General features: G+C 49.5%; 29 protein-coding genes and 1 riboswitch. All 29 genes read left to right on the top strand.

Translation table 11 applies throughout. From position 1 onward, the window contains the following. The first annotated feature begins 24 nt into the window (after nucleotides 1-24). The 29 genes from spoIIR (at nucleotide 25) to ABRS97_RS24685 (ending at nucleotide 24,907) form a co-directional block, all read left to right on the top strand. Nucleotides 25-825 (top strand): stage II sporulation protein R, encoded by an 801-nt coding sequence (gene spoIIR, locus ABRS97_RS24825; protein WP_367818443.1) that lies wholly within the window; start codon nucleotides 25-27, stop codon nucleotides 823-825. A 57-nt stretch (nucleotides 826-882) separates the two neighbouring features. Then, on the top strand, nucleotides 883-1,950 hold the full coding sequence (locus ABRS97_RS24820; protein ID WP_367818482.1) for an L-threonylcarbamoyladenylate synthase: 1,068 nt from the start codon (nucleotides 883-885) through the stop codon (nucleotides 1,948-1,950). A 161-nt stretch (nucleotides 1,951-2,111) separates the two neighbouring features. Next, nucleotides 2,112-2,672, top strand: coding sequence for a manganese efflux pump MntP (locus ABRS97_RS24815; RefSeq protein WP_367818441.1), 561 nt, complete (start codon nucleotides 2,112-2,114; stop codon nucleotides 2,670-2,672). A gap of 48 nt (nucleotides 2,673-2,720) precedes the next feature. Next, entirely contained in the window at nucleotides 2,721-3,299 is a 579-nt protein-coding gene (locus ABRS97_RS24810) for a low molecular weight protein arginine phosphatase (protein ID WP_367818439.1), read from the top strand. Nucleotides 3,300-3,363: 64 nt separating this feature from the next. Further along, nucleotides 3,364-3,444, top strand: a riboswitch (ZMP/ZTP riboswitch). A gap of 104 nt (nucleotides 3,445-3,548) precedes the next feature. Continuing rightward, nucleotides 3,549-4,007: a ribose 5-phosphate isomerase B gene (rpiB, locus tag ABRS97_RS24805; protein ID WP_367818437.1), complete on the top strand. Its 459-nt coding sequence runs from the start codon at nucleotides 3,549-3,551 to the stop codon at nucleotides 4,005-4,007. A 22-nt stretch (nucleotides 4,008-4,029) separates the two neighbouring features. Beyond that, complete coding sequence (locus ABRS97_RS24800) at nucleotides 4,030-4,635, top strand: TIGR01440 family protein (protein ID WP_367818436.1); 606 nt, start codon at nucleotides 4,030-4,032, stop codon at nucleotides 4,633-4,635. A gap of 60 nt (nucleotides 4,636-4,695) precedes the next feature. After that, nucleotides 4,696-5,946 carry a serine hydroxymethyltransferase gene (locus tag ABRS97_RS24795; protein ID WP_367818435.1) on the top strand — a complete coding sequence of 417 codons (1,251 nt, stop codon included), beginning with the start codon at nucleotides 4,696-4,698 and terminating at the stop codon, nucleotides 5,944-5,946. Between the two features lie 228 nt (nucleotides 5,947-6,174). After that, a complete protein-coding gene (gene upp, locus ABRS97_RS24790) occupies nucleotides 6,175-6,804 on the top strand; it encodes a uracil phosphoribosyltransferase (protein WP_367818434.1) in 630 nt (209 codons plus the stop codon). Between the two features lie 39 nt (nucleotides 6,805-6,843). Further along, nucleotides 6,844-7,980, top strand: a complete 1,137-nt coding sequence (gene wecB / locus ABRS97_RS24785) for a non-hydrolyzing UDP-N-acetylglucosamine 2-epimerase (RefSeq protein WP_367818433.1) — start codon at nucleotides 6,844-6,846, stop codon at nucleotides 7,978-7,980. 220 nt (nucleotides 7,981-8,200) lie between these two features. Next, nucleotides 8,201-8,425 (top strand): AtpZ/AtpI family protein, encoded by a 225-nt coding sequence (locus ABRS97_RS24780; RefSeq protein WP_367818432.1) that lies wholly within the window; start codon nucleotides 8,201-8,203, stop codon nucleotides 8,423-8,425. Further along, nucleotides 8,425-8,805 (top strand): ATP synthase subunit I, encoded by a 381-nt coding sequence (locus tag ABRS97_RS24775; protein ID WP_367859134.1) that lies wholly within the window; start codon nucleotides 8,425-8,427, stop codon nucleotides 8,803-8,805. The genes ABRS97_RS24780 and ABRS97_RS24775 overlap by 1 nt, the downstream gene beginning before the upstream one ends. A 33-nt stretch (nucleotides 8,806-8,838) precedes the next feature. After that, nucleotides 8,839-9,537 carry a F0F1 ATP synthase subunit A gene (gene atpB / locus ABRS97_RS24770; RefSeq protein ID WP_367818430.1) on the top strand — a complete coding sequence of 233 codons (699 nt, stop codon included), beginning with the start codon at nucleotides 8,839-8,841 and terminating at the stop codon, nucleotides 9,535-9,537. 75 nt (nucleotides 9,538-9,612) lie between these two features. Then, entirely contained in the window at nucleotides 9,613-9,837 is a 225-nt protein-coding gene (gene atpE, locus ABRS97_RS24765) for a F0F1 ATP synthase subunit C (protein WP_028556930.1), read from the top strand. 78 nt (nucleotides 9,838-9,915) lie between these two features. After that, nucleotides 9,916-10,401 carry a F0F1 ATP synthase subunit B gene (gene atpF / locus ABRS97_RS24760; protein WP_367818429.1) on the top strand — a complete coding sequence of 162 codons (486 nt, stop codon included), beginning with the start codon at nucleotides 9,916-9,918 and terminating at the stop codon, nucleotides 10,399-10,401. Further along, nucleotides 10,398-10,931 (top strand): F0F1 ATP synthase subunit delta, encoded by a 534-nt coding sequence (locus tag ABRS97_RS24755; RefSeq protein ID WP_367818428.1) that lies wholly within the window; start codon nucleotides 10,398-10,400, stop codon nucleotides 10,929-10,931. The genes atpF and ABRS97_RS24755 overlap by 4 nt, the downstream gene beginning before the upstream one ends. A gap of 93 nt (nucleotides 10,932-11,024) precedes the next feature. Continuing rightward, nucleotides 11,025-12,539: a F0F1 ATP synthase subunit alpha gene (gene atpA, locus ABRS97_RS24750; protein WP_367818427.1), complete on the top strand. Its 1,515-nt coding sequence runs from the start codon at nucleotides 11,025-11,027 to the stop codon at nucleotides 12,537-12,539. 132 nt (nucleotides 12,540-12,671) lie between these two features. After that, complete coding sequence (gene atpG, locus ABRS97_RS24745; RefSeq protein ID WP_367818426.1) at nucleotides 12,672-13,529, top strand: ATP synthase F1 subunit gamma; 858 nt, start codon at nucleotides 12,672-12,674, stop codon at nucleotides 13,527-13,529. A 49-nt stretch (nucleotides 13,530-13,578) separates the two neighbouring features. Continuing rightward, nucleotides 13,579-14,976 carry a F0F1 ATP synthase subunit beta gene (gene atpD / locus ABRS97_RS24740; RefSeq protein WP_367818425.1) on the top strand — a complete coding sequence of 466 codons (1,398 nt, stop codon included), beginning with the start codon at nucleotides 13,579-13,581 and terminating at the stop codon, nucleotides 14,974-14,976. Between the two features lie 46 nt (nucleotides 14,977-15,022). Then, nucleotides 15,023-15,430 carry a F0F1 ATP synthase subunit epsilon gene (locus tag ABRS97_RS24735; RefSeq protein WP_367818424.1) on the top strand — a complete coding sequence of 136 codons (408 nt, stop codon included), beginning with the start codon at nucleotides 15,023-15,025 and terminating at the stop codon, nucleotides 15,428-15,430. Nucleotides 15,431-15,890: 460 nt separating this feature from the next. Then, the gene (locus tag ABRS97_RS24730; protein ID WP_367818480.1) at nucleotides 15,891-16,256 is read left to right on the top strand and encodes an NADH-quinone oxidoreductase subunit A; all 366 of its coding nucleotides are present in this window, start codon (nucleotides 15,891-15,893) and stop codon (nucleotides 16,254-16,256) included. Continuing rightward, complete coding sequence (locus ABRS97_RS24725; RefSeq protein WP_163952210.1) at nucleotides 16,241-16,759, top strand: NuoB/complex I 20 kDa subunit family protein; 519 nt, start codon at nucleotides 16,241-16,243, stop codon at nucleotides 16,757-16,759. The genes ABRS97_RS24730 and ABRS97_RS24725 overlap by 16 nt, the downstream gene beginning before the upstream one ends. After that, nucleotides 16,756-17,898 (top strand): NADH-quinone oxidoreductase subunit C, encoded by a 1,143-nt coding sequence (locus tag ABRS97_RS24720; RefSeq protein ID WP_367818423.1) that lies wholly within the window; start codon nucleotides 16,756-16,758, stop codon nucleotides 17,896-17,898. The genes ABRS97_RS24725 and ABRS97_RS24720 overlap by 4 nt, the downstream gene beginning before the upstream one ends. 3 nt (nucleotides 17,899-17,901) lie before the next feature. Then, complete coding sequence (locus ABRS97_RS24715) at nucleotides 17,902-19,002, top strand: NADH-quinone oxidoreductase subunit D (protein WP_367818422.1); 1,101 nt, start codon at nucleotides 17,902-17,904, stop codon at nucleotides 19,000-19,002. After that, nucleotides 19,002-20,006 (top strand): NADH-quinone oxidoreductase subunit NuoH, encoded by a 1,005-nt coding sequence (gene nuoH, locus ABRS97_RS24710; RefSeq protein ID WP_367818421.1) that lies wholly within the window; start codon nucleotides 19,002-19,004, stop codon nucleotides 20,004-20,006. The genes ABRS97_RS24715 and nuoH overlap by 1 nt, the downstream gene beginning before the upstream one ends. Before the next feature lie 56 nt (nucleotides 20,007-20,062). Next, complete coding sequence (nuoI, locus tag ABRS97_RS24705) at nucleotides 20,063-20,515, top strand: NADH-quinone oxidoreductase subunit NuoI (protein WP_367818420.1); 453 nt, start codon at nucleotides 20,063-20,065, stop codon at nucleotides 20,513-20,515. Next, nucleotides 20,508-21,038: an NADH-quinone oxidoreductase subunit J gene (locus ABRS97_RS24700; protein WP_367818419.1), complete on the top strand. Its 531-nt coding sequence runs from the start codon at nucleotides 20,508-20,510 to the stop codon at nucleotides 21,036-21,038. The genes nuoI and ABRS97_RS24700 overlap by 8 nt, the downstream gene beginning before the upstream one ends. A 4-nt stretch (nucleotides 21,039-21,042) precedes the next feature. Beyond that, nucleotides 21,043-21,354, top strand: a complete 312-nt coding sequence (gene nuoK, locus ABRS97_RS24695; RefSeq protein ID WP_367818418.1) for an NADH-quinone oxidoreductase subunit NuoK — start codon at nucleotides 21,043-21,045, stop codon at nucleotides 21,352-21,354. A gap of 15 nt (nucleotides 21,355-21,369) precedes the next feature. Continuing rightward, nucleotides 21,370-23,295, top strand: a complete 1,926-nt coding sequence (gene nuoL / locus ABRS97_RS24690) for an NADH-quinone oxidoreductase subunit L (protein WP_367818417.1) — start codon at nucleotides 21,370-21,372, stop codon at nucleotides 23,293-23,295. Further along, on the top strand, nucleotides 23,285-24,907 hold the full coding sequence (locus ABRS97_RS24685) for a complex I subunit 4 family protein (RefSeq protein WP_367818416.1): 1,623 nt from the start codon (nucleotides 23,285-23,287) through the stop codon (nucleotides 24,905-24,907). Before nuoL ends, ABRS97_RS24685 begins: the two co-directional genes overlap by 11 nt. The last annotated feature ends 2 nt before the right edge of the window (nucleotides 24,908-24,909 follow it).

Genomic DNA, 24,909 nt, shown 5'->3' with positions numbered 1-24,909 from the left:
GCGAAGGGAAAGGGGCTTTTCCTCATGGTGAAAAAACGGGTACGTCATTCATTCAAGCACTTATTATTGGTAGCATTTGCACTCATAGTTATGATCGCATGTTGGGACTCTAACCGCATTAACGCAGCAGTCGTATCGCCGTCGATTCCAAAGGAATCGATTCGTTTGCGGATTCTAGCAAACTCGGATTCTGTGCAGGATCAAGCGTTGAAACGCGAGATTCGCGACGCCATTATTGCTCGCATGCAGGAGTGGGTCGTAGGCCCGCATACGTTGAATGAGGCGAGAGCGGTTGTGAATGCGCATTTGCCAGAATTCGATGTGTTGGTCGCTCAAATGATCGAAGAACGCGGTTATAAGTATTCGCACACAGTTGAGCTGGGCAAAGTTCCATTTCCGACTAAAATGTATGGAACTGAGGTTTATCCCGCTGGTGATTATGAAGCGCTTCGCGTCACGATTGGCAGTGGCGAAGGCCAAAACTGGTGGTGCGTGTTGTTCCCTCCGCTGTGCTTCGTGGATTCAGTTTCCGGAGAAGCGGTAGCATCAACAGCCGATGTTGTCGCGAAGACTGAAGGCGATGGGAAAGCGTTGTCCTCCGCGAGTGGAGGAAGTAAAGGAAAAGAATCGCAGGCGAAGTCTTCAGGGCAGGATGTGAAGATTGCGAAAGTTGCGAAAACGGATAAATCCAGTACGGAACAAGTGAAATCTAATGCAAACGCAAGCAGTAAAGAAGCGGGGGTCGAACAACCACAAACGGCTCAGCCGGAAGTGAAGTTTTTCCTCTGGGAAATGATTAAAAAAGTGATATCTTGGTTCAGTTAAGAAAGAATCACAAAGGTAAGGATGGCAGACATCGTGACTATATACTGGAAAGTGGATATGACCGGAGGACCTGACTACCCGAAGCTAGGTAATGGCGCTGATCTGGCGATCAAGGAGGCGGCCGCGCTTCTACAAAGCGGCGAAACGGTTGGTTTCCCGACGGAGACGGTCTACGGTCTCGGAGCGGACGCCACAAGCTCAGCTGCTGTGGAGCGAATCTTTAGGGCAAAGGGGAGACCTTCCGACAACCCGCTGATTGTTCATATTGCTGATCGGGAGCAGCTTGCAGGATTGATCGATCCATCGAGCCTCACATCGGAGCATCGCCAATTGATGGAGGCTTTCTGGCCAGGTCCGTTGACCATTGTGCTGCCTGTGCTAGCAGGTGGCATTTCGCCGTTGGTCACGGCAGGGCTTTCTACCGTCGGGATTCGGATTCCCGATCATCCGGTCGCACTGCGCCTTTTGCAGGAAGTGGGTTGCCCGGTTGCGGCGCCTAGCGCCAACAGCTCCGGCCGCCCAAGTCCGACGCTTGCTTCGCATGTAAAAGAAGATCTCGACGGGCGTATCGGCGGCTTAGTCGATGGCGGCCCTACTGGTGTTGGCGTCGAATCAACGGTGATTCAGATCGTAGCGGGTGAACTTTATATTTTACGTCCTGGGGGTATAACGTCGGAGCAGCTTCGTACGATACTGCCGGATACGCTTATTCATGAGCCGGAGCGGGAAGACGTGCACGAGAAAGAGGTGCCTCGCGCACCAGGCATGAAGTATACGCATTATGCCCCAAAAGGGTATATGTACATTGCGCAAGGAGATCATGAGGAGGATGTCGCCTCATGGATTCAACGCGATATCGATGCGGCTAAATTGCGCGGGGAGTCTACAGGCATCCTCACGTTCACAGAGCATGCTTCCCGCTATCAAGCTGATTGTGTGATTGCTTGTGGCTCATTATCGCGCCCAGAGACGATCGCGCAGGAGCTCTACGCCGCGCTGCGCCGTTTTGATGAGGAAGGCATTTGCTATATTGCTGCCGAGGCTTGTCCCGAGCAAGGAATTGGTCTTGCTATAATGAACCGGCTGCGTAAAGCGGCGGGAAATCGGATTGTACGCATTAGGTAGAGGGAATTGCCCGTAAAACCCATGGCTTGTAGGCTTATATACGGCAGATAACCCCATATCTCCTTTTCCCTTGATACTCGGGCTTGTACGCACTTAGTAAGCATGATTCCCTGTTTGTCCGCATATGTTGGGATAGAAAACGTGGACAGGGGGATGGCATCATGCTCGCATCTTCGATAGAACTTGGTCAGCTAGTAACGATTATCATTATGGCGGTAGCCTTGGGACTAGATGCTTTCTCTCTTGGAATCGGCATAGGGATGAGGGGCATTCGATTGCTTGATATTTTGAAAATTAGCCTGATCATCGGGATATTTCATATTCTTATGCCCTTGATGGGGATGTTTATGGGGCATTATGTTAGCTCTCTGCTCGGCAATGTAGCGACGGCAGCCGGAGGCTGTCTGCTTATCCTTCTCGGGTCGCATATGGTCTACAGTTCAATTCGGGGAGAAGAAGCCGCTTCATTTGACCATAGATCCATTTTGGGCTTGACGGTTTTTTCGCTTAGCGTGAGCATTGATTCATTCTCGGTCGGTGTTTCCCTTGGGATGTTTGCGACGGATATCGTATTGACGGTGCTTATTTTTGGCATATTCGGAGGCTTGATGTCCATTGCAGGCCTGCTGCTCGGCAGACGAGTAAGCGGATGGGCAGGGGAGTACGGCGAAGCATTCGGCGGGCTTATTTTGCTCGTGTTTGGGATCAAGTTTTTGCTGTGATACAATAGCCTACGAAATAGTATTCTTTTAATATGGAGGGATTTCATCTTGCGGATTCTATTTGTTTGTACAGGAAATACGTGCCGCAGTCCACTAGCTGAAGGTTTGCTGCGTATCAAGGTGCACAAAGAAGGACTTGCGGCTGAGGTTCGTTCAGCAGGCGTTTCCGCTTTTACAGGCGGTCCTATTTCCAGCAATAGCGCTTCGATTCTGAAAGAGGCAGGCTTTGAGGAACAGATCAACTCGCTAGCTATTCAGGAGTCTGAGGTGAAGTGGGCGGATGTCATTTTGACGATGACCGTGGGTCATAAGCGCACAGTTATTCAGCGGTTCCCGCATGCGGTCGATAAGACGTTTACCTTAAAGGAATATGTGGAGGACGATCCGCATATTTTGCAAGCCATCGTGGAGAGAGAACAGCTTGTCTCCGAACTTCAGCTTAAACAGGCTCTCGCGCAAACGGTATCTGTGGAAGAGAGAAGCCGTATTTTCAAATTGGAAAATAAAATCCCGGATTACGATATTTCCGATCCTTACGGCGGATCAATTGATATCTATCGTCAAACCGCTGAGGAAATTAGTATTCATCTCGATAAACTTGTTCTTAAAATTCGAAAAAAAGAGTAGCAAATTCCCCGCAGGAACCATCTTTACAGCGGCTGCGGAATACGCTAGAATAAAGTTATTGATCAAGACTCGGTGTAACTGGCGACGAGTGGGACTAACCACAATGGAGCATCGAGCTATACGGCCGGTCGCCTGGGCAAAAGAGCAACTCGCGTTCATACGCGCGTCCTGCTCTTTTTTTCGTTTTCCGGTGAGCTTTGGGATATAATAGGATGGTCGAAATCGAACAAGCAAAGGAGCGTTTCACTCATGAAAATTGCCTTAGGTGCGGATCATGCAGGCTATCGTTTGAAAGATGTCATCATTCCTTTTATCGAATCATTAGGTCACCAAGTCATCGATTATGGCTGGAATGGTCCGGATTCTGTGGATTATCCTGATTATGCACTGCAAGTGTGCGAGCAAGTTGTTGCGGGTGGAGCAGACAAGGGAATCCTCATTTGCGGGACTGGCATTGGCATGTCGATTGCCGCGAACAAAGTTCCTGGCATCCGCTGCGCACTTGTGCATGACCTGTTTTCCGCGAAAGCGACTCGCGAGCATAATGACACGAATGTGCTTGCCTTAGGCGAGCGGGTGATTGGGCCTGGTGTGGCCGAGGAAATCGTGAAAATTTGGCTGGAAACTGAGTTTTCTCAAGGCGTTCGCCATCAGAACAGACTCAGTAAAGTGAAAAGCATCGAAGATCGTTTCACGCTTCACCCGTAAGAAAGAATGGGGAGGTCAGCGCATGACAGATCCAATTCTTCACAACGTTGCTGAAGCTGTAGAAACCAATTTGCGAGAGCTAATCCGTGTTGGTGAACTTCGTTCTGGGCAGCTTCTCGTCATTGGCACGAGCACAAGCGAAATTCTCGGACACCGGATCGGCACATCGGGCACATTGAATGCGGCGGAGCCGATCTTCCAAACGGCGTTTCGTGTGAGCCGGGAGTTCGGGCTGCATCTCGCGTTCCAGTGCTGTGAGCATTTGAATCGTGCGCTTGTAGTTGAAGAAGAAATACTGACGCGCTATCCACAACTGGAGCAGGTATCGGTGATTCCGGTGCCGAAGGCCGGAGGTTCTATGGCTTCCTATGCGTATCGGCATTTTGTCCGCCCGATTGTCGTTGAGACGATTGAAGCGCATGCCGGCATCGATATTGGCAGTACACTCATCGGCATGCATCTTCGAAGAATTGCTGTCCCTGTTCGTCCGCCGGTCCGGACGATTGGTCAAGCCTATGTGACCATGGCCTTCACTCGGCCAAAGCTGATTGGCGGTACTAGGGCTGTTTACTCGGCGGAAATTGCTGAGCAACAGTACCGAGCTGCAGCGCCTGACGCAGACTGTTAGTGCCTTACGAAGGAATCAATGTTTTACGCAGATACAAATAAAACTTAGGAGGAACCTGAAATGTCAGATTTTTTAAGCAAGCAAGATCCTAAAATTGTGGAAGCTATGAATTTGGAGCTCGGTCGTCAACGCGACAAAATTGAGCTGATCGCATCTGAGAATATCGTAAGTCAAGCGGTACTGGAAGCTATGGGCACTGTTTTGACGAATAAATATGCAGAAGGCTACCCAGGCAAAAGATATTATGGCGGCTGCGAGTATGTAGACATCGTAGAAGATATCGCTCGCGATCGCGCGAAAGAATTGTTCGGTGCAGAGCACGCGAACGTTCAACCTCACTCCGGCGCACAAGCGAACATGGCTGTTTACCTGGCAGCGCTGAACCCTGGCGATACCGTGCTTGGCATGAACTTGGCGCATGGCGGTCACTTAACGCATGGCAGCCCGGTGAATGCTTCCGGTATTCTCTACAACTTCGTCGCTTACGGCGTTAGCGAAAAAGATTTCCGCATTGATTACGACGATGTCCGCAAAGCGGCATTCAAGCATAAGCCTCGCATGCTCGTCGCAGGCGCAAGTGCTTACCCGCGCACGATTGATTTCGAAGCGCTGGCTTCCATCGCGCACGATGTAGGCGCGCTGTTCTTCGTCGACATGGCGCATATCGCAGGTCTGGTTGCAGCTGGCTTGCATCCAAACCCAGTGCCGCACGCGCATTTCGTTACAACAACGACGCATAAGACGCTTCGCGGTCCTCGCGGCGGTATGATCCTTACGCGCAAAGCATGGGCAGCGGCGATTGATAAAGCGGTATTCCCTGGTTCTCAAGGCGGACCTTTGATGCATACCATTGCGGCTAAAGCTGTTTCCTTCGGCGAAGCGCTTCAACCGGAATTCAAAACGTATGCGCAAAATGTTATCAACAACGCGCAAACACTGGCAAATGCACTGCAAGCAGAAGGTATTGATCTGGTTTCCGGCGGTACGGACAACCACTTGATGCTGGTTGATCTGCGCAACCTGAATATTTCGGGTAAAGATGCGGAGCACGTACTTGACGAAATCGGTATTACTGCGAACAAGAACGCGATTCCTTTCGATCCGACAAGCCCGTTCGTAACAAGCGGTATTCGTCTAGGTACGCCAGCAGTAACATCCCGTGGTATGGGTGAAGAAGCAATGAAGACCATTGCGAAAGTAATTGGCCTTACGCTCAAAAACCCTAAAGACGAAGCAACACTTGAGAAAGCTCGCAGCCTGGTGAAAGACTTGACCGCGCAATACCCGCTTTATCCAGGTTTGACTTATTAATTGAAAAGCAGAAGGCCGGCATCCTCGCCGGTCTTTTTTTATTGCTCATTTGCGTTTTCTTTCGGTTCTACAGCAGATAAGTTGGATAACATATGATATAATGGACAAGGTTTGCTTGGACATATCGGTGAAATTATAGGTTTTGTCTATAGAGGAAATTTCGTCATGCAACTTTTGTTTGCCGTGAAGAGTCAAAATTTTCGAGGGAATAACGCATAGGAGGCATATATGAGTAAAGTATTTATTTGCGATCATCCACTCATTCAACACAAGCTTACATACATTCGGGATGAGAATACGAAAACGAAGGATTTTCGGGAGCTCGTTGATGAAGTAGCGACTTTAATGGCTTATGAGATTACGAGAAACATTCCCCTTGAGCATGTTCAGGTGAAAACTCCGGTTACGACTGCGGATTGCCGTATCATATCCGGAAGAATGCTCGGCCTAATTCCAATTCTGCGCGCGGGTCTTGGCATGGTAGACGGTATCCTCAAGCTGTTGCCAGCTGCTAAAGTCGGTCATGTCGGCCTTTATCGTGATCCCGAAACGCTTCAGCCAGTCGAGTATTATGTGAAGCTGCCTACAGATGTCCTGGAGCGGGAATTGATCGTCATCGACCCCATGCTGGCGACGGGCGGATCAGCGAATGCTGCCATTGATGTGCTGAAAAAAAGAGGCTGCAGCCAAATTAAGCTGATGTGCCTTATTGCTGCGCCTGAGGGCGTGAAGGCCGTTCAACAAGCACATCCGGACGTTGATATCTACGTCGCTGCTATCGATAATTACCTGAACGATCACGGTTATATTGTACCGGGTCTTGGGGACGCAGGAGACCGATTGTTCGGAACAAAATAATTTTAGGTCTACGGAGACAAGCTTTAGGAGGAGAATCTGATGAAACGTTTGAAAGTCATTACCATCTTTGGAACGAGACCGGAAGCGATTAAAATGGCTCCGCTCATTCTGGAGCTGCAGAAGCACCCCGAACATATCGAATCTTTGGTTTGTGTGACGGCTCAGCATCGACAAATGCTCGATCAGGTGCTCGATATTTTCAAAATTACCCCTGACTTCGACTTGAATGTCATGAAGGATCGGCAAACCTTGAATGAAATTACGATGCGCGTTCTCCAAGGCTTGGAGCCCGTGTTTCAAGAGGCGAAGCCGGATCTGATTCTTGTCCATGGCGACACCTTGACGACATTCCTCGCCAGCTATGCGGCGTTCATGCAGCAAATTCAAGTGGGTCATGTCGAAGCGGGTCTTCGCACGTGGAACAAAATGTCCCCGTACCCCGAAGAAATGAATCGCCAGTTAACGGGCGTGCTCGCTGATTTGCATTTTGCTCCGACGGAACAATCCGCAGACAACCTGCGTAAGGAGAACAAGCCGGAGTCCCGCATCTATGTAACGGGCAACACCGTTACGGATGTGTTCCAGTACACCGTGCAGAAAGAATTTGAGCACCCGGTGCTGGAATGGGCAGCTGGACGCAAACTTATTCTGATGACGGCGCATCGCCGTGAAGCACAGGGTGAGCCGCATCGCCAAATTTTCCGTGCGGTACGCCGTATCGCCGATGAATTCGAGGATATTGCGATTGTATATCCGGTGCATCCGAGCCCGGCTGTTAAAGAGCCAGCTCATGAAATTCTGGGCAATCATCCACGCATCAAGTTGGTGGAGCCTTTTGATGTGTTCGAATTCCACAACTTTTATCCGCATGCGCACATGATTCTAACCGATTCGGGAGGCCTTCAAGAAGAGGCGCCATCCTTCGGTGTGCCCGTTCTCGTTCTTCGTGACACAACGGAGCGCCCAGAAGGAATCGCAGCAGGCATATTAGAGCTCGTTGGGACGGATGAGGAAACGGTCTACAAACGTGCGCGCGCACTATTAACGGACCCGAATGTATACAACAAAATGAGTCAAGCCGCCAACCCATATGGGGACGGGAAAGCATCAGAACGTATCGTGAAAGCCATTCTCCACCATTTCGGCAAGACCCCTGATCGGCCTGACGCGTTCTAACCGTGACAAAATCATGACAAACGCTACAGCGTACAGTTCGACTGTTCGGTTTTGAAATCGGCAAACCTTAGAGCCACAAGGCTCTAGGGCAATTAGCAAGGGCGAACATTTGAAGTTCATTCAATTGACAAACCTTGCGTGGCTTCGATACAATAAATGAGGATTCGTAGCATGAGCTTACGAAGCGAGTTTTCCTATGGGAAAGCTTCAGGAGGATGCGATGAAACGACAGGATCCGAAGAAGGATAATCCTTGGCGAGCAGCAGCATTAACTAGTGCAATTGGCATTGACCTCGTAGTTTGTTTACTGGCCGGTTATTGGTTTGGTGAATGGTTGAGCCATGTGCTGGGAGGACAGCTCTGGTTGTTAGGCGGGTTCTTACTCGGGCTTGTAACCGGAGTCATCAGCATTTACTTCATGATAAAGCAGTACGGAGGGCTATGATGGATGACTTTTCAGCCACTCTGAAAACGGTTCAAAATGTATTTCTCTTCTTTTTATCCTTTTGTTTAGCTGCATGGGCGCTTCTTGTCGATTACAGGGTGTATATTGCCGGATTGATGCTTGGCTCACTAGCCAGTATCATTAATGCGAGATTTCTCGCCTGGAAAATCAATAAGATGGCAGCAGCTGCGATAGAGCAGAAGGGGCGCAAGGTGACCCTAGGATTTCTGACAAGAGCGGCGATTGCTGCTTTCGCAGGATTGGTTGCCGTCCGGTATCCAGAGCATATCGCGTTACCTACAACGATCATTGGATACTTTTTTGCTCAATTGGCAACACTCGTACTGGGTATTCTTTCTATTCGAAAGACGAAGAAGTAATTCCATTCGATGAAAGGGGTGAAAATGGAAAACATGGAACATCATGCACCAGAGTTTACGTGGTTGGGTATTCACTTCGACGCATCAGCACTCATGATGATCGGAATTACGACCCTGATTGTGTTAATCCTCGCGATTGCAGGAGCAAGCAAAGCATCGGTTACGAATCCGTCGAAATTGCAAAATTTCATGGAGTGGACGATCGAGTTTGTAGAAAGCATTATTGGAAGCACGATTGGCTCCAAACATGGTAAAGGCTTCATCGCATTGGGACTTTCGCTCATCATGTACATCTTTATCGGTAACATGCTGGGACTCCCGTTCTCGATTGTAACTGAAGATCATGTCTCTTGGTGGAAATCGCCAACTGCTGATATCGCAGTTACTGGAGCGCTTACGGTTATCGTTATCGTTCTAAGCCATTACTTGGGAATTACGCGTAACACGAAGCATTATTTCGCGCACTACTTTGAGTACAAAGGGGCGATGCTGATCCTTCATTTAATTGAGGTCGTATCGAAGCCGCTTACGCTCGCTTTCCGTCTTTACGGTAACATCTACGCAGGTGAAATTATGATATCTGTCATTATCGGAGCTGGCTGGTTTGGAATAGCGCCTCTCTTCGTTTGGCAGGGCTTTAGTGTGTTCGTAGGCGCAATTCAAGCCTTCGTATTCACGATGCTGACAATGGTTTACATCTCGCAAACATTGATTCACGAAGAGCAGCATTAGAAGCAAGACTGACCTCGGGAAGTCTCGAGTTAAATACACAAAACAAACTTATGAGTTTAAGGGAGGATTTTATCAATGGGAGCAATAGCATTAGTAGCAGCAGGTATCGTATTCGGTTTGGGAGCACTTGGTGCAGGTATTGGTAACGGTTTGATCGTAGGTCGCGCACTGGAAGGTATTTCCCGTCAACCAGAACTTCGTGGTACGCTTCAAACAACAATGTTTATCGGGGTAGGTCTGGTAGAGGCTATGCCAGTCGTTGCATTGGTTCTTGCGTTCATCTTTATGGGAAAAGCTTAAGAAACCGTTTGGCGGGGATGGCAGTAATAGCCACCACGCCTTCGTTTTGCCCACGTTATCAGAAGGGAGTGACGTTACTTGCATATTGAATGGTCCACATTTTGGATACAACTTATCGCGTTTTTGATTTTATATGTGCTGCTTTCTAAATTTGCGTTCGGTCCTCTGTTTGGCATGATGGAAAAACGCAGACAATTGGTTAAAGACCAAATTCAAACGGCTGAAGACAGCCGCAAGCAAGCGGAACAACTGCTAGAGGAACAAAAACAAGAGCTGCAAAAAACGCGCAAAGAAGCTTACGAAATTATCGAGCAAGCGAAACAAACAGGCTCCAAGCAAGCGGATGAAATCGTTCGCGCAGCGCAAGCGGAAGCAACTCGTCTGAAAGACGAAGCGCTTAAAGATATCGAGAATGAGAAAAACAAAGCGGTTGCGGCTTTGCGCAGCCAAGTTGGCGCGATGTCTGTTCTGATCGCATCTAAAATTATTGAAAAACAAATCGACGAAAAGTCACAAGAAGAGTTGGTTGAGCATTACCTCAAAGAGGTAGGAGGCAACGTATGAGTGACATCGTCGTAGCGAAGCGTTATGCCAGAGCTCTTTTCGAAGTAGCGCAAGCGAAAAGCTTGATTGCTCAAGTAGAAGAAGAGTTGAAATCTGTAGCTAGTGCGATTAGGGACAATGCAGACCTGCAGAAGTTCCTGAACCATCCGAACATCGGGACTTCCGTCAAGACGGACCTGCTGAAGCAGATTTTCGAAGGCAAAGTTTCCGAGCCGGTGTGGAACACGCTGCTAGTCTTGATTGATAAAGGAAGACAATCGATTCTTTCCGCTTTGGTTGCAGATTACGTCAAAATCGCAAATGAAGCACTTGGACAAGCGAGTGCAACGGTTTACTCCGCGATTGTTTTGACGGATGATCAGCAGGCGGAAATTGCGGCACATTTCAGCAAAGTTACGGGAAAAACCATTCGCGTGAACAATGTAGTTGAGCCTAAGTTGCTCGGCGGCATTCAAGTGCGCATCGGTGATCGTTTATATGATGGAAGCTTGGCAGGCAAGCTAGACCGCTTATCCAAAGCATTAGTTTAAAAATAGTTTAAATGCCCACTTTTCGGTTTTGAAAGCGGACATTTTGAACTTGGATTTCAATTTTAAGCACTGTAAGAATAGGGGTGAAGTTCGTTGAGTATCAAACCTGAAGAAATCAGCTCATTGATTAAGCAACAGATTGAAAACTATAAATCCGATATACAAGTGGTTGACGTAGGTACAGTTATTCAAGTCGGTGACGGTATCGCTCGTGCTCACGGCTTGGAAAACGTAATGGCGGGCGAGCTGCTCGAGTTTCCAAACGGCGTTTTGGGTTACGCGTTCAACCTTGAGGAAAGCAACGTAGGTATCGTTATTCTCGGACCTTACAAAGACATTCGCGAAGGCGACCAAGTGAAACGCACAGGCCGTATCATGGAGGTTCCTGTTGGTGATGAACTTCTCGGCCGTGTTGTGAACTCCTTGGGTCAACCGGTTGATGGCAATGGTCCAATCAACACGACGCAATTCCGTCCTGTAGAGAACATGGCTCCAGGCGTTATGGCTCGTAAATCCGTTCATGAACCTATGCAAACGGGTATCAAAGCGATTGACGCGATGGTTCCAGTCGGTCGCGGTCAGCGTGAGCTTATCATTGGCGACCGTCAAACAGGTAAAACAGCAATCGCGATTGACGCGATCCTTAACCAAAAAGGCAACGGCGTGAAATGTATCTACGTTGCAATCGGTCAGAAACAATCCACAGTCGTAGGCGTAGTTGAAAAACTTCGTGCTGCCGGCGCATTGGATTACACAATCGTTGTAACAGCATCCGCATCCGAGCCTTCACCAATGTTGTGGCTTGCTCCATACGCAGGTTGCGCAATGGCTGAGTACTTCATGTACAAAGGCGAGCACGTGCTTATCGTGTACGATGACTTGTCCAAACAAGCGGCTGCATACCGTGAGTTGTCCCTCTTGCTTCGTCGTCCACCGGGTCGTGAAGCATACCCAGGTGACGTATTCTACTTGCACTCCCGTTTGCTGGAGCGCGCAGCTAAACTGAGCGACGAGCTTGGCGGCGGTTCGATTACGGCGCTTCCATTTATTGAAACGCAAGCGGGCGATATCTCCGCTTATATTCCTACGAACGTAATTTCGATTACGGACGGACAAATCTTCTTGGAATCCGATCTGTTCTACTCCGGTCAGCGTCCAGCGGTTAACGTTGGTAACTCTGTATCCCGGGTAGGGGGCTCCGCTCAAACGAAAGCGATGAAAAAAGTTGCCGGTACACTGCGCGTAGACTTGGCCCAATACCGTGAGCTTGCTGCATTCGCAGCGTTCGGTTCCGACCTTGATAGAGCAACTAAAGCCCGTCTGGATCGCGGGGTTCGTACACTGGAAATCTTGAAACAAGGCGTGCATCAGCCGCTTTCGCTCGAGAAACAAGTAGCTTCCCTTTACTCCGTTGTAAAAGGGCACTTGGATGATATTCCGGTTCAAGACGTTACGCGTTTTGAAGGACAATTCTTGGCTTACCTGGAAACAAACCGCCCGGAAATCTTGAACAGCATTCGCGATACCAAAGATTTGGTTCCAGATAACGACAAAGCACTGGCTGAAGCGATCGGTACATTTAAAAAGAGCTTCGCAGTTTCTGAATAATATGGCGAGTACCTGAGCTTCCCGGATGGCGAAGACCAAGTACTCCAAGTATGCCTGATATTAGGTTCTATCGCCTGAGATCAGGCCTTCGAATGAAGGCTTTCCAAAGCCTCAAAAGAGAGGTGAGCAGGTATGGCAAAAGGTATGCGCGAGATTAAGCGCCAAATCAAGTCGACACAAAACACGAAGCAAATTACGAGAGCGATGGAAATGGTCGCTGCAGCGAACCTCAGAAGATCACAGCAGGCAGCAGAATCGGCCCGTCCTTACTCGGATAAGCTGAAGGAAGTCGTTGCGAGCATCGCAGCAGGCACTAAAGGGGTTAAACACCCTATGTTGCAAACGCGTGAAGTAAAGAAAACCGGTTATCTGGTAATTACTTCGGACCGCGGGCTTGCGGGTGGCTACAACGCCAACGTGTTGCGTAAAGTCATGACGGAAATCCGCGAAAGACATAAGTCCACAGCGGAATACTCGATTTTTGTAATTGGTCGTAAAGGCAGCAATTTCTTCTCGAAGCGCAATATTCCGATTGTACAGGAAGTAATCGGTCTTCCCGATTCACCGAAGTTTTCGGATGTTAAATCGATTGCGGCTTCTGCCGTAAGCAATTTCGAGAATGGTACGTACGATCAATTGTTCTTGGTCTACAACCAGTTCAAAAACGCAATCACCCAAATTCCGACCATGGTTCGCCTGCTTCCGATGGAGGAAGTACCGGGAGCGACAGCTGCAAGTTACGAGTACGAACCATCACCGGAAGGCGTACTAGAAGTACTGCTTCCTAAATATGCGGAAACACTAATATACAGCGCAGTTCTGGAAGGTAAAGCAAGCGAGTTCGGTGCGAGGATGACAGCGATGAACTCTGCAACGAAGAATGCGACGAAGATGATCAGCAACTATACACTGGCTTACAACCGTGCACGCCAAGCCTCGATTACGCAAGAAATTGCGGAAATCGTTGCCGGAGCTAGCGCGAACGCTTAATTGACAAATGGCCTCGGTTAGAGGCGAAGCTTTTTTTAGGAGGGAAACCATGAGCAAAGGGCGCGTTGTGAATATTACAGGGCCTGTCGTCGACGTTGAGTTCGAGCGCGGACAGCTCCCTGAAATTCTGAATGCTATCAAGATTGAAAAAACTGAAGGTGCACAAACAACCACAATCACGGTTGAAGCGGCTGTTCACCTTGGTGACAACCTGGTTCGTTGCGTGGCTATGTCCTCGACAGACGGACTTGTTCGCGGCGCTGCTGCGATCGACTCAGGCGCACCAATTACTGTACCTGTAGGCGCGGCAACACTAGGACGCGTGTTCAATGTCGTTGGTGAGCCAATCGATGGAATCGAAGAGGTTGACCGTACATTAAGCAGTCCGATTCATAAAGAAGCTCCTTCTTTCGAGAACCTGTCCACAAAGTCAGAAGTTCTTGAAACAGGAATTAAAGTTATTGACCTGATGGCTCCTTACGCTAAGGGTGGTAAAATCGGCCTCTTCGGTGGTGCGGGTGTAGGTAAAACCGTAACTATGCAAGAGTTGATCCACAACATCGCGCAAGAGCACGGCGGTATCTCCGTATTCGCAGGTGTAGGCGAGCGTACTCGTGAAGGGAATGACCTTTACCACGAGATGAAAGATTCCGGCGTTATCGCAAAAACGGCGATGGTGTTCGGTCAAATGAATGAGCCACCAGGCGCGCGTCTTCGCGTAGCTTTGACTGGTTTGACAATGGCGGAATATTTCCGTGACGTTGAGGGCAGAGACGTACTTCTGTTCATCGACAATATCTTCCGTTTCACCCAAGCGGGTTCCGAGGTTTCCGCCTTGCTGGGTCGTATGCCATCCGCGGTAGGTTACCAACCTACACTGGCAACAGAAATGGGTCAATTGCAAGAGCGTATTACATCCACGAAAAAAGGTTCCGTTACATCGATTCAAGCGATTTACGTACCTGCGGATGACTATACGGATCCGGCTCCAGCTACAGCGTTCGCACACTTGGACGCAACAACGAACTTGGAGCGTAGCATCGCGGCTGCGGGTATTTTCCCTGCGGTAGATCCGCTTGCTTCCTCTTCCCGTATCTTGACGCCTGAAATCTTGGGCGAAGAGCACTATAAAGTAGCACAAGGTGTTAAACAAGTTCTTCAACGTTACAAAGAGCTTCTGGATATCATCGCAATCTTGGGTATGGATGAGTTGTCCGATGAAGACAAACTGGTCGTAACCCGTGCGCGTCGTCTCCGTCTGTTCCTGTCCCAGCCGCTTCACGTAGCTGAGCCGTTCAACGGATTCCCAGGCTTGTACGTACCATTGAAAGAAACCGTGCGAAGCTTCAAAGAAGTCCTTGAAGGTAAACACGACGATCTTCCTGAAGTTGCGTTCCATAACGTGGGCACGATCGAGGACGCAATCGAGAAAGCGAAAACGCTGTAAGATTACCCTAGGTAATCTACGCGTAAGCTGAGGGAGGAGAATCCAAGTGAGTACATTCCTGCTGGAAATTGTTACTCCTGAGCGCAAAGTGTACGCTGATGAAGCGAGCATGGTTGTCGCAAGGGGTGTCGAAGGGGAGCTTGGAATTTTGCCGAACCACATCCCGCTCGTGACTCCACTCAAAATCAGCTCGATTACTGTGAAGAAGCAGGGCTCTAAAGACGAGATCATCGCAGTGAACGGCGGTTTTATGGAAGTGCGCAAGGATAAAGTGGTCATACTGGCGGAAAGCGCCGAGCTGCCAGAACAAATCGATGTAGAGCGTGCCAATGCAGCGAAAGAACGTGCGGAGAAACGTCTTGCGGACGCAAAGCAAGCAAACGTTGACTTCAAACGCGCTGAAGCAGCTTTACAAAGAGCATTGAATCGGATCGCAACGTCCGGAAAGAAATAGAGCACTATTTGCCATAATCAAAAGGGATACTGGATTTATTCAGTATCCCTTTTGATTTGTAAAAAGAGAATGATGGGGCAGAGATAAAAGGGAGTTGCAGATGCCAAGACAGCCTTTCCCAGATTTTCAACGATCGCATGTGATTTTAGTCATAGCGGAGAAAGAATCGGATTGGTAGGTTGTATATGGAATGAATATCCAAGCAAGAATATAAGTCTAAATAAAAAGGAAAGGAAAGTAACAATTGTAAGTTTTGTTTGGCTGCAAGGTTGAAAAACGCTGTCATACTATAGCGTTTGGAATATAACCCCTTTTTTTGGAAACTCTATACCATAGAATGAATGGAAATTGTCATCGACGCCCAAATACCTTTTTGATATAATATTGAAGGTGATTATTACCAAATTTAACGAGTGGGATGAGAAAAGTAAATAAGAATGGAGGCGGTTACATTCGGATGATGTACACAAATAATTATGTGATCGTAGCTATTTTCCTTGGGTTAGGTATTATATTGCCTATTGCGGCCCTATCGATCGGGAAATGGTTAAGGCCGAGTAAGCCCGTCGAGGAGAAGTATACCACGTATGAGAGTGGGAACGAGCCTGTTGGTGAGGGACAGATCCGTTTTAACATTCGTTATTATTTGTTTGCTTTAATGTTTGTTATTTTTGATGTAGAGACTGTATTCCTTTATCCATGGGCTGTCGCTTACAAACAGCTTGGACTTTTTGCTTTAGTAGAAATGTGTATTTTTGTAGCCTTGCTTGCCATAGGATTATTATACGCTTGGAAGAAGAAGGTGCTGCAATGGACTTCAGTCTAGAGTCGATATCTCCCGAAGAGCGGGAAGAGTTAAACCGTAATGTATTTATGACGACGCTGGAGCAAGTGAAAGCATGGGCTCGCAGCAATTCCCTTTGGCCTTTGACCTTTGGTCTGGCTTGTTGTGCCATCGAAATGATGGGTACAGGCGGTTCCCATTATGATTTAGATCGTTTCGGAGTCATCTTCCGTACATCTCCCAGGCAATCTGATGTGATGATTGTTGCAGGGACGGTAACGAAGAAAATGGCTCCTTTGCTGCGCCGTCTATACGAACAGATGCCTGAGCCGAAGTGGGTCATTGCCATGGGTTCCTGTGCGACAGCCGGCGGTCCATACGTGAAGTCATATTCGGTTGTGAAAGGTGTCGATCAGGTTGTACCGGTCGATGTATATATACCAGGCTGTCCGCCGAATCCGGCGGCGCTCATCTACGGCATTAACAAGCTTCAGGAGAAAATTCGCTATGAAGCGAAGACCGGGAAGCAGGTGACGAACCGATGAGCGAGGAAAAGAAGCTGGAGGGGCAGCCAGAGCAGAAGCCAGATTTGAAAGCCGAAGGAGCGCCGGAAGATGAGGTGTCTGGCAGCGCATCAAATAAGACGCAAGCGGAGTCTGGCAGTACGGCAATGGAGAATCCTGGCGATGTCTCTGGGGAAGTACAAACCAACGAGACTTCTAAGGGTGACTCGCCACTGGAAGAAGCCGCCGCTCAAGTCGGCGAGCTGACACCAGAAGCGCAGCTGAGCAAGACGCCGCTCAGCGCAGAGGTTCAGGCCGCGGTAGACAGCGCGGCAGAGATCCAGGCGGCTGATCCGGCCGCCCAGACGACTAGCGAGCCGAGCGATGCCCCGGCTGCTGAGCTTGCGGCTGCGCCGGCAAGCGGCGACGCGGCTAGCGCGACGCCAGCGGAGGCCGCGCCTAGCGCAGCCGATGCCGCAGCCGAGCGCGCTGCGGCGAGAGCCGCCCGCCAAGCGGCGCGGGCGGCCGCTACACCGACGGGCGATGCTCCGTCGGCTGAGACCCCAGCGGCGGCGTCCGGTGACGCCGCCGACGCCGAGAAGGCGGCCAAGGTTCAGGCCGCCGCAGAAGCTCGCGCCGCGCGGGCTAGCGCGCGCGCGGCAACGGCAGAACCGGCGGAGCCTGAAGCGCCGAAGGAGCCTTCGCCGAACCAGCCGCTTCTGGACCGGCTGGTGGAGATCTTGAAAGCCGATGTGGGCGAGGACGCCGTCGTGGAGGCCTTCATCAACGAGAAGGACGCGCACCGTCCGTATGTGGTCATTCACAACGGCCGCTGGACGCAGGCTGCGAAAGTCATGCGGGATCACGAGGAATTGGCGTGCAATTACCTTCGCAACCTCTCGGGTGTTGATCAAGAGACACACCTGGAGGTGGCTTACCATTTGCTTTCCCTCTCGCATAATCGTGAGTATTGTGTGAAAGTGAAAACAGATCGTGATCAGCCCAGCATCCCTTCCGCTGCTCCGATCTGGCCGACAGCCGATTGGAATGAACGGGAAGTATACGACCTGCTCGGGATCGATTTCCCGGGGCACCCGAATTTAGTAAGAATTATGATGCCTGACGATTGGGTCGGCCATCCGCTGCGCAAAGATTACGAACCGCTCGACCCGGAGGTGTAGCACTTGTTACGGACAGAAGAGCTGCTGTTGAACGTTGGCCCTCAGCATCCTAGTACACATGGCGTTTTCCGTGTCATCGTTAAACTGGATGGGGAGATTATCCGGGAGGCCATCCCGGTGATGGGCTATCTACATAGAGGAACCGAAAAATTGGCTGAAAATCTCAGCTATACACAAATCATTCCATATACGGATCGAATGGATTATGTCTCCGCAATGACGAACAATTACGTGCTCGTGCATGCTGTGGAGAAAATGATGCAGCTCGAAGTGCCCGAACGCGCGGAATTCCTGCGCTTGATCGTGATGGAGCTGCAGCGTATTGCCAGCCACATGGTTTGGTGGGGCACCTACTTGTTGGATATTGGGGCAATGAGCCCATTCTTATATGCTTTCCGCGATCGGGAGATCATTATTGACTTGTTCAATGAGCTTTGCGGAGCGCGCCTGACTTACAACTATATGCGTGTTGGCGGGGTCAAATGGGACGCTCCTGAGGGTTGGATCGATAAAGTTCGCAAATTCGTTCCCTATATGCGCGATAAACTCGAGGAGTACCACAACCTCGTTTCCGGCAATGAAATCTTTCTGGCCCGGATCAAAGGTGTAGGCAAATATGACGCTGAAACGGCGATCGCCTACGGATTAAGCGGAGCCAATTTAAGATGTACCGGCGTCAACTGGGACATACGTAAAACACAGCCGTACAGTCTGTACAACCGTTTCGAATTCGACGTGCCTGTACGTACAGGCGGCGACTGTTATGATCGTTACTTGATCCGCATGGAAGAAGTGAAGCAATCGCTGCGCATTCTGGAGCAGGCGGTAGAACAATTTCCGGCCGAAGGAGAAACCATGGGTAAAGTGCCTAGGGTCATCCGTCCGGCTGAAGGAGAGGTCTACGCTGCGATTGAATCGCCTCGTGGTGAGATCGGCTGCTACATTATTTCCCGGGGCAAACAAGAGCCGTACCGTTTGAAGTTCCGCAGACCTTCCTTCGTCAATCTGCAAATATTGCCCAAGCTGCTGGTCGGCGAAACGATGACGAACCTGATTACGATCTTGGGCGGAATCGACATTGTCGTTGGAGAGGTGGATGCCTAATGATGAATCTGCTTGAAGAGAGTCTGACCTGGACGAATTTCTTCATCTTCCTTTTCTGGGGCATCGTCATGCTGCTGCTCGTGCTCGGTTTCGTTACCTATGCAATTTACTTTGAACGTAAAGTCATCGGATGGATGCAGATGCGCATCGGACCGAACCGGACAGGACCGCTGGGACTGCTTCAAAGTGTCGCGGACGTGCTCAAGCTTTTGATTAAAGAAGATACCATTCCGCGGAAAGCAGAGCGCGAGCTTTTCATTCTAGCGCCCATTATTACCTTTATCCCGTCATTCACCATTATTGCGACGATTCCTTTTTCAGAAAAACTGTTTAATGCGAATTTGAATGTGGGACTGCTTTTCTATGTGGCCCTGACGGGGATCTCAACGATCGGTATTATACTTGGGGGTTGGGCGTCCAACAACAAGTATGCCCTTCTAGGGGGCATGCGTTCTGCGGCGCAAATGATCAGCTATGAGGTGCCGCTTGTCATTTCCTTCATCGGGGTTATTATGATGACAGGAAGTTTGAACCTGCATACGATCGTTGATCATCAAACCGGTGGCTTCTGGCATTGGAATTTCATTCCTCAAATTATCGGCTTTGTGATCTTCGTGATCGCCGGCGTTTCGGAACTCAATCGTACGCCTTTTGACTTGCCTGAAGCCGAGTCTGAGTTGGTTGCAGGGTATCACGTTGAATACAGCGGATTCAGGTTTGCTTTCTTCATGTTGTCAGAGTATGTCTACGTGTTTGTGATTGCGTCACTGGCAAGCCTAATCTTTCTTGGCGGCTGGCATGCGCCGTTCCCGTTCCTTGATTTCATCCCAGGCCTTATCTGGTTCCTGCTGAAATTCTCCTTCATCGTGTTCTTCTTGTTCTGGCTGCGTGCAACATTGCCACGGGTAAGGATCGACCAATTGATGGGCTTCGGCTGGAAAGTGCTGCTTCCACTGGCACTGGTCAACATGCTGCTGACCGCGATCATCATGAGTGTAACGTGAAGTGGATGGCTTACGAGGACAGTTTTGCTAAGCAAAACGCTAGGGAGGGATAATCGATGAAAGGTATTATGAAAGGCTTGGGCGTAACGTTCAAGAGTATGACTCAGAAAAAAATAACGTACGCATACCCCGACGTTCCGATCCAAATGCCGGACCGCTTCCGTGGTATTCAACATTTTGATCCAGAGAAATGCATCGTCTGTAATCAATGTGCGAAAGTGTGTCCAACAGAGTGCATTACGCTAACGGGCAAAGCGAATCCGGACCCTGAGAAGAAGGGTAAGGTTATTGATACCTACGATATTAATTTTGAAATTTGTATTTTATGCGATCTGTGCACAGAGGTTTGTCCGACAGAAGCGATTGTCATGACAAATAATTTCGAGCTAAGCACTTACAGCCGTGATGATTTGTTCAAAAATTTGCAGTGGCTGAATGAAAACAATCAGAATGTTCGCCAAGAGAACAATTCCGCGATGCCGAAAGGGGGAGCCAAAAAGAATGTTTAACGGTATTGGCGATTTCCTTTCAAGCGGATCGAGCTGGGCGTTTTTCATTTTTGCTTTGCTGGCGATCGGCGGGGCCATCTTTATGATCTCGTTTACGAAGGTTATTCATATGGTCGTTTCCGTTGCCCTCACCTTCATTAGCTTGGCGGGGCTCTACGTCATCCTGGAAGCGGAGTTTGTCGCTTTCGTGCAGGTGCTGATTTATGCAGGAGCTATCTCCATCTTGATGATCTTCGGCATCATGATGACGAAGCATAGACAAGGTGAGGAGGCGGAGCCTAAACGTCCTTGGCATGAGGGTTTAGTGATTATAGGAGCCTTGGGGCTGTTTGGGATTTTATTCTATGCAATTCAGAAGACGAATTTCGTCGCTACAGGCACATTGGATGCCGGCAAAGATAATACGCTCGAAATCGGTAAACTGCTCTATAACGAGCACGTCATCCCTTTTGAGATTATGTCCGTGCTGCTGACAGTAGCTTTTATCGGGGCAATCGTCATCGCGAAGAGAGAGGAGGACTGAGGCTGTGGGTACGATTGTTACTCCTTATCTCACGCTGGCGGCTATCCTGTTCTGCATCGGCTTGTACGGTGCTTTAACGAAGAAGAACGGGGTTATCGTCCTGCTATCCATCGAGTTGATGCTAAATGCGGTCAACCTGAATCTGGTAGCCTTCTCGAAGCTGGGTGATCATCCAGCGCTCACGGGCCAAATTTTCTCCTTGTTTAATATCACCATTGCGGCAGCCGAAGCGGCTGTAGGGATTGCGATTCTCATTACGATTTATCGGAATAAAGGAACATCAAACGTGAATGAAATGGATTCTATGAAGCGCTAGGAGGCTGAGAAGGACATGGTATCGGACTATTCGCAATATGCATGGCTCATTCCGTTGTTTCCGCTGCTCGCTTTTCTAGCGCTTACGGCTATGGGACGCCAATTGAAAGATCTTGGCATTTACATCAGTATTTTCGCGATGCTGGCCTCATTTATCGTGGCTCTGCTGATTTTCGTTGAACGACTAGGCGGTAAAGTTGAGGATTACACATGGGATAAGCTGCACTGGCTCCAGGTCGGTGATTTCACGCTGAATATGGGCTTTGAGGTCAACAATTTGAACAGCCTCATGCTCGTCATCGTGACGCTGGTTTCTCTGCTTGTGAACATCTACTCCAAAGGCTATATGAAAGGCGACGAACGCATTCATGTGTTTTTCAGCTATATTGCGCTGTTCTCCTTCTCGATGCTGGGCCTTGTCATCGCGGAGAATATGCTGGAGCTCTATATTTTCTGGGAGCTTGTCGGCGTATGTTCCTTCCTGCTAGTCGGATTCTGGTACTTTAAACCGGAAGCGAAAGCGGCTGCGAAAAAAGCATTTATCGTTACCCGCATCGGCGACGTAGGTCTGTTCATCGGCATTCTGCTGCTGTATTGGTATATGCCAGGACACGCGCTGGATTTCAGCTCCATTCATAATGCGTTCTCATCCGGTAAAATTGACCCGACAATCGTCACATGGATCGCTATTCTAATCTTTGTCGGAGCGATCGGTAAATCGGGACAATTCCCGCTGCATACATGGCTGCCCGATGCGATGGAAGGCCCAACGCCGATCAGTGCGCTTATCCATGCCGCAACGATGGTTGCCGCTGGGGTGTACTTGGTATCGCGCACTTTCGATATTTTCCATGCCTCGCCAGATGCTCTGCTCGTCGTTGCCTATGTGGGCGGATTCACGGCGATCTTCGCTGCAACGATTGGTGTTGCGCAGAATGATATTAAACGTATTCTTGCGTTCTCCACAGTGAGCCAGCTCGGCTACATGATGATGGCGCTCGGGATTGGCGTTTCCTTCGCATCCGGGATGTTCCACCTGTTCACGCATGCTTTCTTCAAAGCGCTGCTATTCTTGGGCGCAGGCAGTGTGATTCACGCCGTACATACGCAAAACATCAATGAAATGGGCGGGTTATCCCGCAAAATGAAAATCACCACATGGACGTTCGGCATAGGGACGCTTGCCCTGGCGGGAATTTTCCCCTTCGCGGGCTTCTGGTCCAAGGATTTGATTCTGACGGAGGCGTATGAGCATAACCAGCTTCTGTTCTGGGTTGGAGTGATCGCAGCTTTCTTCACAGCATTCTATATGTCGCGTTTATTCTTCCTGGTGTTCATGGGCTCCCCGAGTCCTAAGCCTGCTGTTGCTGGGCATGACGATCAAGGCCATCATGCGCACACCGCACATGAACCGCACGAATCTCCGGCATCGATGACGACTCCGCTTATCATACTTGCTGTATTAGCTGTTATTGCAGGCTTCGTGAACACACCGTTTAACGAATGGCTCAGCCACTGGCTGACGGGTGAGAATCACGCAGAACCGGCGAATTGGACCGTCATTATTTTATCGACGCTTGCAGGCTTGCTGGGTATCGGCCTAGGCTATCTCATGTATGTGAAACGCTCTATTCCGCGCGATGTTATTTCCGGGAAAGCGCCTTGGCTCTATACCTTGCTGAATCGCAAATACTTTATCGATGAGTTCTATGAAGGTGTAATCGTGAAGCCGCTTCGAGGCTTAGGTTATGTACTGGAACTGATTGATGTTTACATCATCGATGGTTTGGTTCGTTTGGTCGCCTTTACGGTAGTTGGGCTCGGACGCCTAGGCTCCCGGCTTCAAAACGGCCAATTGCAAACCTATGGCATTATCACAATACTGGGTATGCTGATTCTGGCGCTCGCCATCGCGGGAAGGAGGTTCATCCATGCTGGATAACATACCGATTTTAAGCCTTATTGCCTTTTCTCCACTGCTTGGTGTACTGGTCCTGCTCTTCATTCGCGGTGATAAAGGCAAACTGCTCAAAACCATTGGCATTGTAACGACGCTGATCCCGCTTATTTTAGCGGCTTGGCTGTACGTCGATTACAACTATCAAGGTGATCCCCTTCAGTACAAGGAGCAGTTAAGCTGGATTAAAGTTCCGCTCAACCATGAGGGTATTCAGCAGTTGACTTCCTACTATTTCGAATTTAAGTATTCGCTGGCGGTGGACGGACTTTCATTACCGCTAGTGTTTCTGACCGCTTTCGTATCAGTCATGGCTGCCTTGGCTTCGGTACATATTAAAAAGCGTTGGAAAACATTTTACATCCTGTTCCTTTTGTTGGAAACCGGCATGTTTGGCGTCTTCATGTCACAGGATCTGTTCTTGTTCTTCTTATTTTTCGAAATTACGCTCGTTCCGATGTTCTTCCTTATCGGGATCTGGGGCTACATGAACCGGGAGCAAGCGGCGAACCGCTTCCTGGTCTACAATGGGCTCGGTTCCGCGATTATGCTTATTGCTTTCTTGATTTTGGTCAGCACAGCAGGGTTTAGCCAAGTGGCGTCGCAAACAGAAGCCATCGTGTATTATAGCGGTGATATTCATACGATTGCGCATAATTTGCTGCAGGATCCTAGCGCTTATGTGAATCAGCAAGGCACGCCGTTCTTCCTAAGCGCAGCGATGCGATGGACCGTGTTCATCTTGCTCCTAGTCGCGTTCGGCATCAAGCTGCCGATCTTCCCGTTCCATACGTGGATGCTCAAAGTACATACAGAAGCTCCGCCATCTGTGGTTATGATTCACTCGGGCATTTTGCTCAAAATGGGAGCCTACGGCCTCATTCGCTTCGGCATCTTGTTCTTCCCTGCGGAAGCGAAGCAGTGGGCTTGGATGCTGGCCCTGCTCGGCGTCATCAACATTGTGTACGGCGCGATTCTAGCCATCGTGCAAAAGGATTTCAAGCTGGTGCTGGCTTACTCCAGTATCAGTCACATGGGCATCGTCCTGCTCGGACTTGCCGCGTTTAACATCACCGGCCTGCAAGGCGCGGTGTTCCAGCTCATCTCGCACGGACTCATCTCGGCGCTGATGTTCCTGCTTGTCGGCAGCATCTACGAGCGAACAGAATCGACCCAGTTGGATCGGTTGGGCGGCCTGGCTGCTGCAGTGCCATTCATCAGCGGCATCCTGCTGATTGCCGGTATGGCATCGCTCGGATTGCCGGGCTTATCCGGATTTATCAGTGAATTTCTAGCGTTCCTGGGTCTGTTCGAAACGCATAAAGTGTATGCGGCTGTCGGTACGCTCGGTATTATTTTAGCGGCAGTCTATGTGCTTCGAGGGGTGTTGAACATTACCTACGGCCCTATCGAGCGGCGTTTACAGACGCAAGGTATGCGTGACGCCAGACTTATTGAAGCCATACCGATGATTGCCTTAGTGGCATTTATTCTGCTGCTTGGCATATTCCCAAGCGTGCTGAGTCAGCCGCTGCAACAAACGATAGGCAGCTTTGATCAACTGATCCAAAGCGTAGCCGGGAAGATAGGAGGTTAGTC

The organism is Paenibacillus tabacirhizosphaerae, assembly GCF_040812395.1.
Classification (GTDB): Bacteria; Bacillota; Bacilli; order Paenibacillales; family NBRC-103111; genus Paenibacillus_E.
The sequence above is the reverse complement of the archived record's forward strand: the minus strand, read 5'-3'. Positions and strand labels throughout refer to the sequence as shown.

Excerpts from the sequence above, each read along its gene's own strand:
- ABRS97_RS24755 (WP_367818428.1), top strand. The coding sequence starts at position 10,398 with ATGAGTGACATCGTCGTAGCGAAGCGTTATGCCAGAGCTCTTTTCGAA.
- ABRS97_RS24775 (WP_367859134.1), top strand. The coding sequence starts at position 8,425 with ATGGATGACTTTTCAGCCACTCTGAAAACGGTTCAAAATGTATTTCTC.
- ABRS97_RS24730 (WP_367818480.1), top strand. The coding sequence starts at position 15,891 with ATGTACACAAATAATTATGTGATCGTAGCTATTTTCCTTGGGTTAGGT.
- ABRS97_RS24815 (WP_367818441.1), top strand. The coding sequence starts at position 2,112 with ATGCTCGCATCTTCGATAGAACTTGGTCAGCTAGTAACGATTATCATT.
- atpE (WP_028556930.1), top strand. The coding sequence starts at position 9,613 with ATGGGAGCAATAGCATTAGTAGCAGCAGGTATCGTATTCGGTTTGGGA.
- rpiB (WP_367818437.1), top strand. The coding sequence starts at position 3,549 with ATGAAAATTGCCTTAGGTGCGGATCATGCAGGCTATCGTTTGAAAGAT.
- upp (WP_367818434.1), top strand. The coding sequence starts at position 6,175 with ATGAGTAAAGTATTTATTTGCGATCATCCACTCATTCAACACAAGCTT.
- ABRS97_RS24725 (WP_163952210.1), top strand. The coding sequence starts at position 16,241 with ATGGACTTCAGTCTAGAGTCGATATCTCCCGAAGAGCGGGAAGAGTTA.
- spoIIR (WP_367818443.1), top strand. The coding sequence starts at position 25 with ATGGTGAAAAAACGGGTACGTCATTCATTCAAGCACTTATTATTGGTA.
- wecB (WP_367818433.1), top strand. The coding sequence starts at position 6,844 with ATGAAACGTTTGAAAGTCATTACCATCTTTGGAACGAGACCGGAAGCG.
- ABRS97_RS24800 (WP_367818436.1), top strand. The coding sequence starts at position 4,030 with ATGACAGATCCAATTCTTCACAACGTTGCTGAAGCTGTAGAAACCAAT.
- ABRS97_RS24700 (WP_367818419.1), top strand. The coding sequence starts at position 20,508 with ATGTTTAACGGTATTGGCGATTTCCTTTCAAGCGGATCGAGCTGGGCG.
- atpD (WP_367818425.1), top strand. The coding sequence starts at position 13,579 with ATGAGCAAAGGGCGCGTTGTGAATATTACAGGGCCTGTCGTCGACGTT.
- atpG (WP_367818426.1), top strand. The coding sequence starts at position 12,672 with ATGGCAAAAGGTATGCGCGAGATTAAGCGCCAAATCAAGTCGACACAA.
- ABRS97_RS24820 (WP_367818482.1), top strand. The coding sequence starts at position 883 with ATGACCGGAGGACCTGACTACCCGAAGCTAGGTAATGGCGCTGATCTG.
- nuoI (WP_367818420.1), top strand. The coding sequence starts at position 20,063 with ATGAAAGGTATTATGAAAGGCTTGGGCGTAACGTTCAAGAGTATGACT.
- ABRS97_RS24685 (WP_367818416.1), top strand. The coding sequence starts at position 23,285 with ATGCTGGATAACATACCGATTTTAAGCCTTATTGCCTTTTCTCCACTG.
- nuoH (WP_367818421.1), top strand. The coding sequence starts at position 19,002 with ATGATGAATCTGCTTGAAGAGAGTCTGACCTGGACGAATTTCTTCATC.
- atpB (WP_367818430.1), top strand. The coding sequence starts at position 8,839 with ATGGAACATCATGCACCAGAGTTTACGTGGTTGGGTATTCACTTCGAC.
- ABRS97_RS24720 (WP_367818423.1), top strand. The coding sequence starts at position 16,756 with ATGAGCGAGGAAAAGAAGCTGGAGGGGCAGCCAGAGCAGAAGCCAGAT.
- ABRS97_RS24795 (WP_367818435.1), top strand. The coding sequence starts at position 4,696 with ATGTCAGATTTTTTAAGCAAGCAAGATCCTAAAATTGTGGAAGCTATG.
- nuoL (WP_367818417.1), top strand. The coding sequence starts at position 21,370 with ATGGTATCGGACTATTCGCAATATGCATGGCTCATTCCGTTGTTTCCG.
- ABRS97_RS24780 (WP_367818432.1), top strand. The coding sequence starts at position 8,201 with ATGAAACGACAGGATCCGAAGAAGGATAATCCTTGGCGAGCAGCAGCA.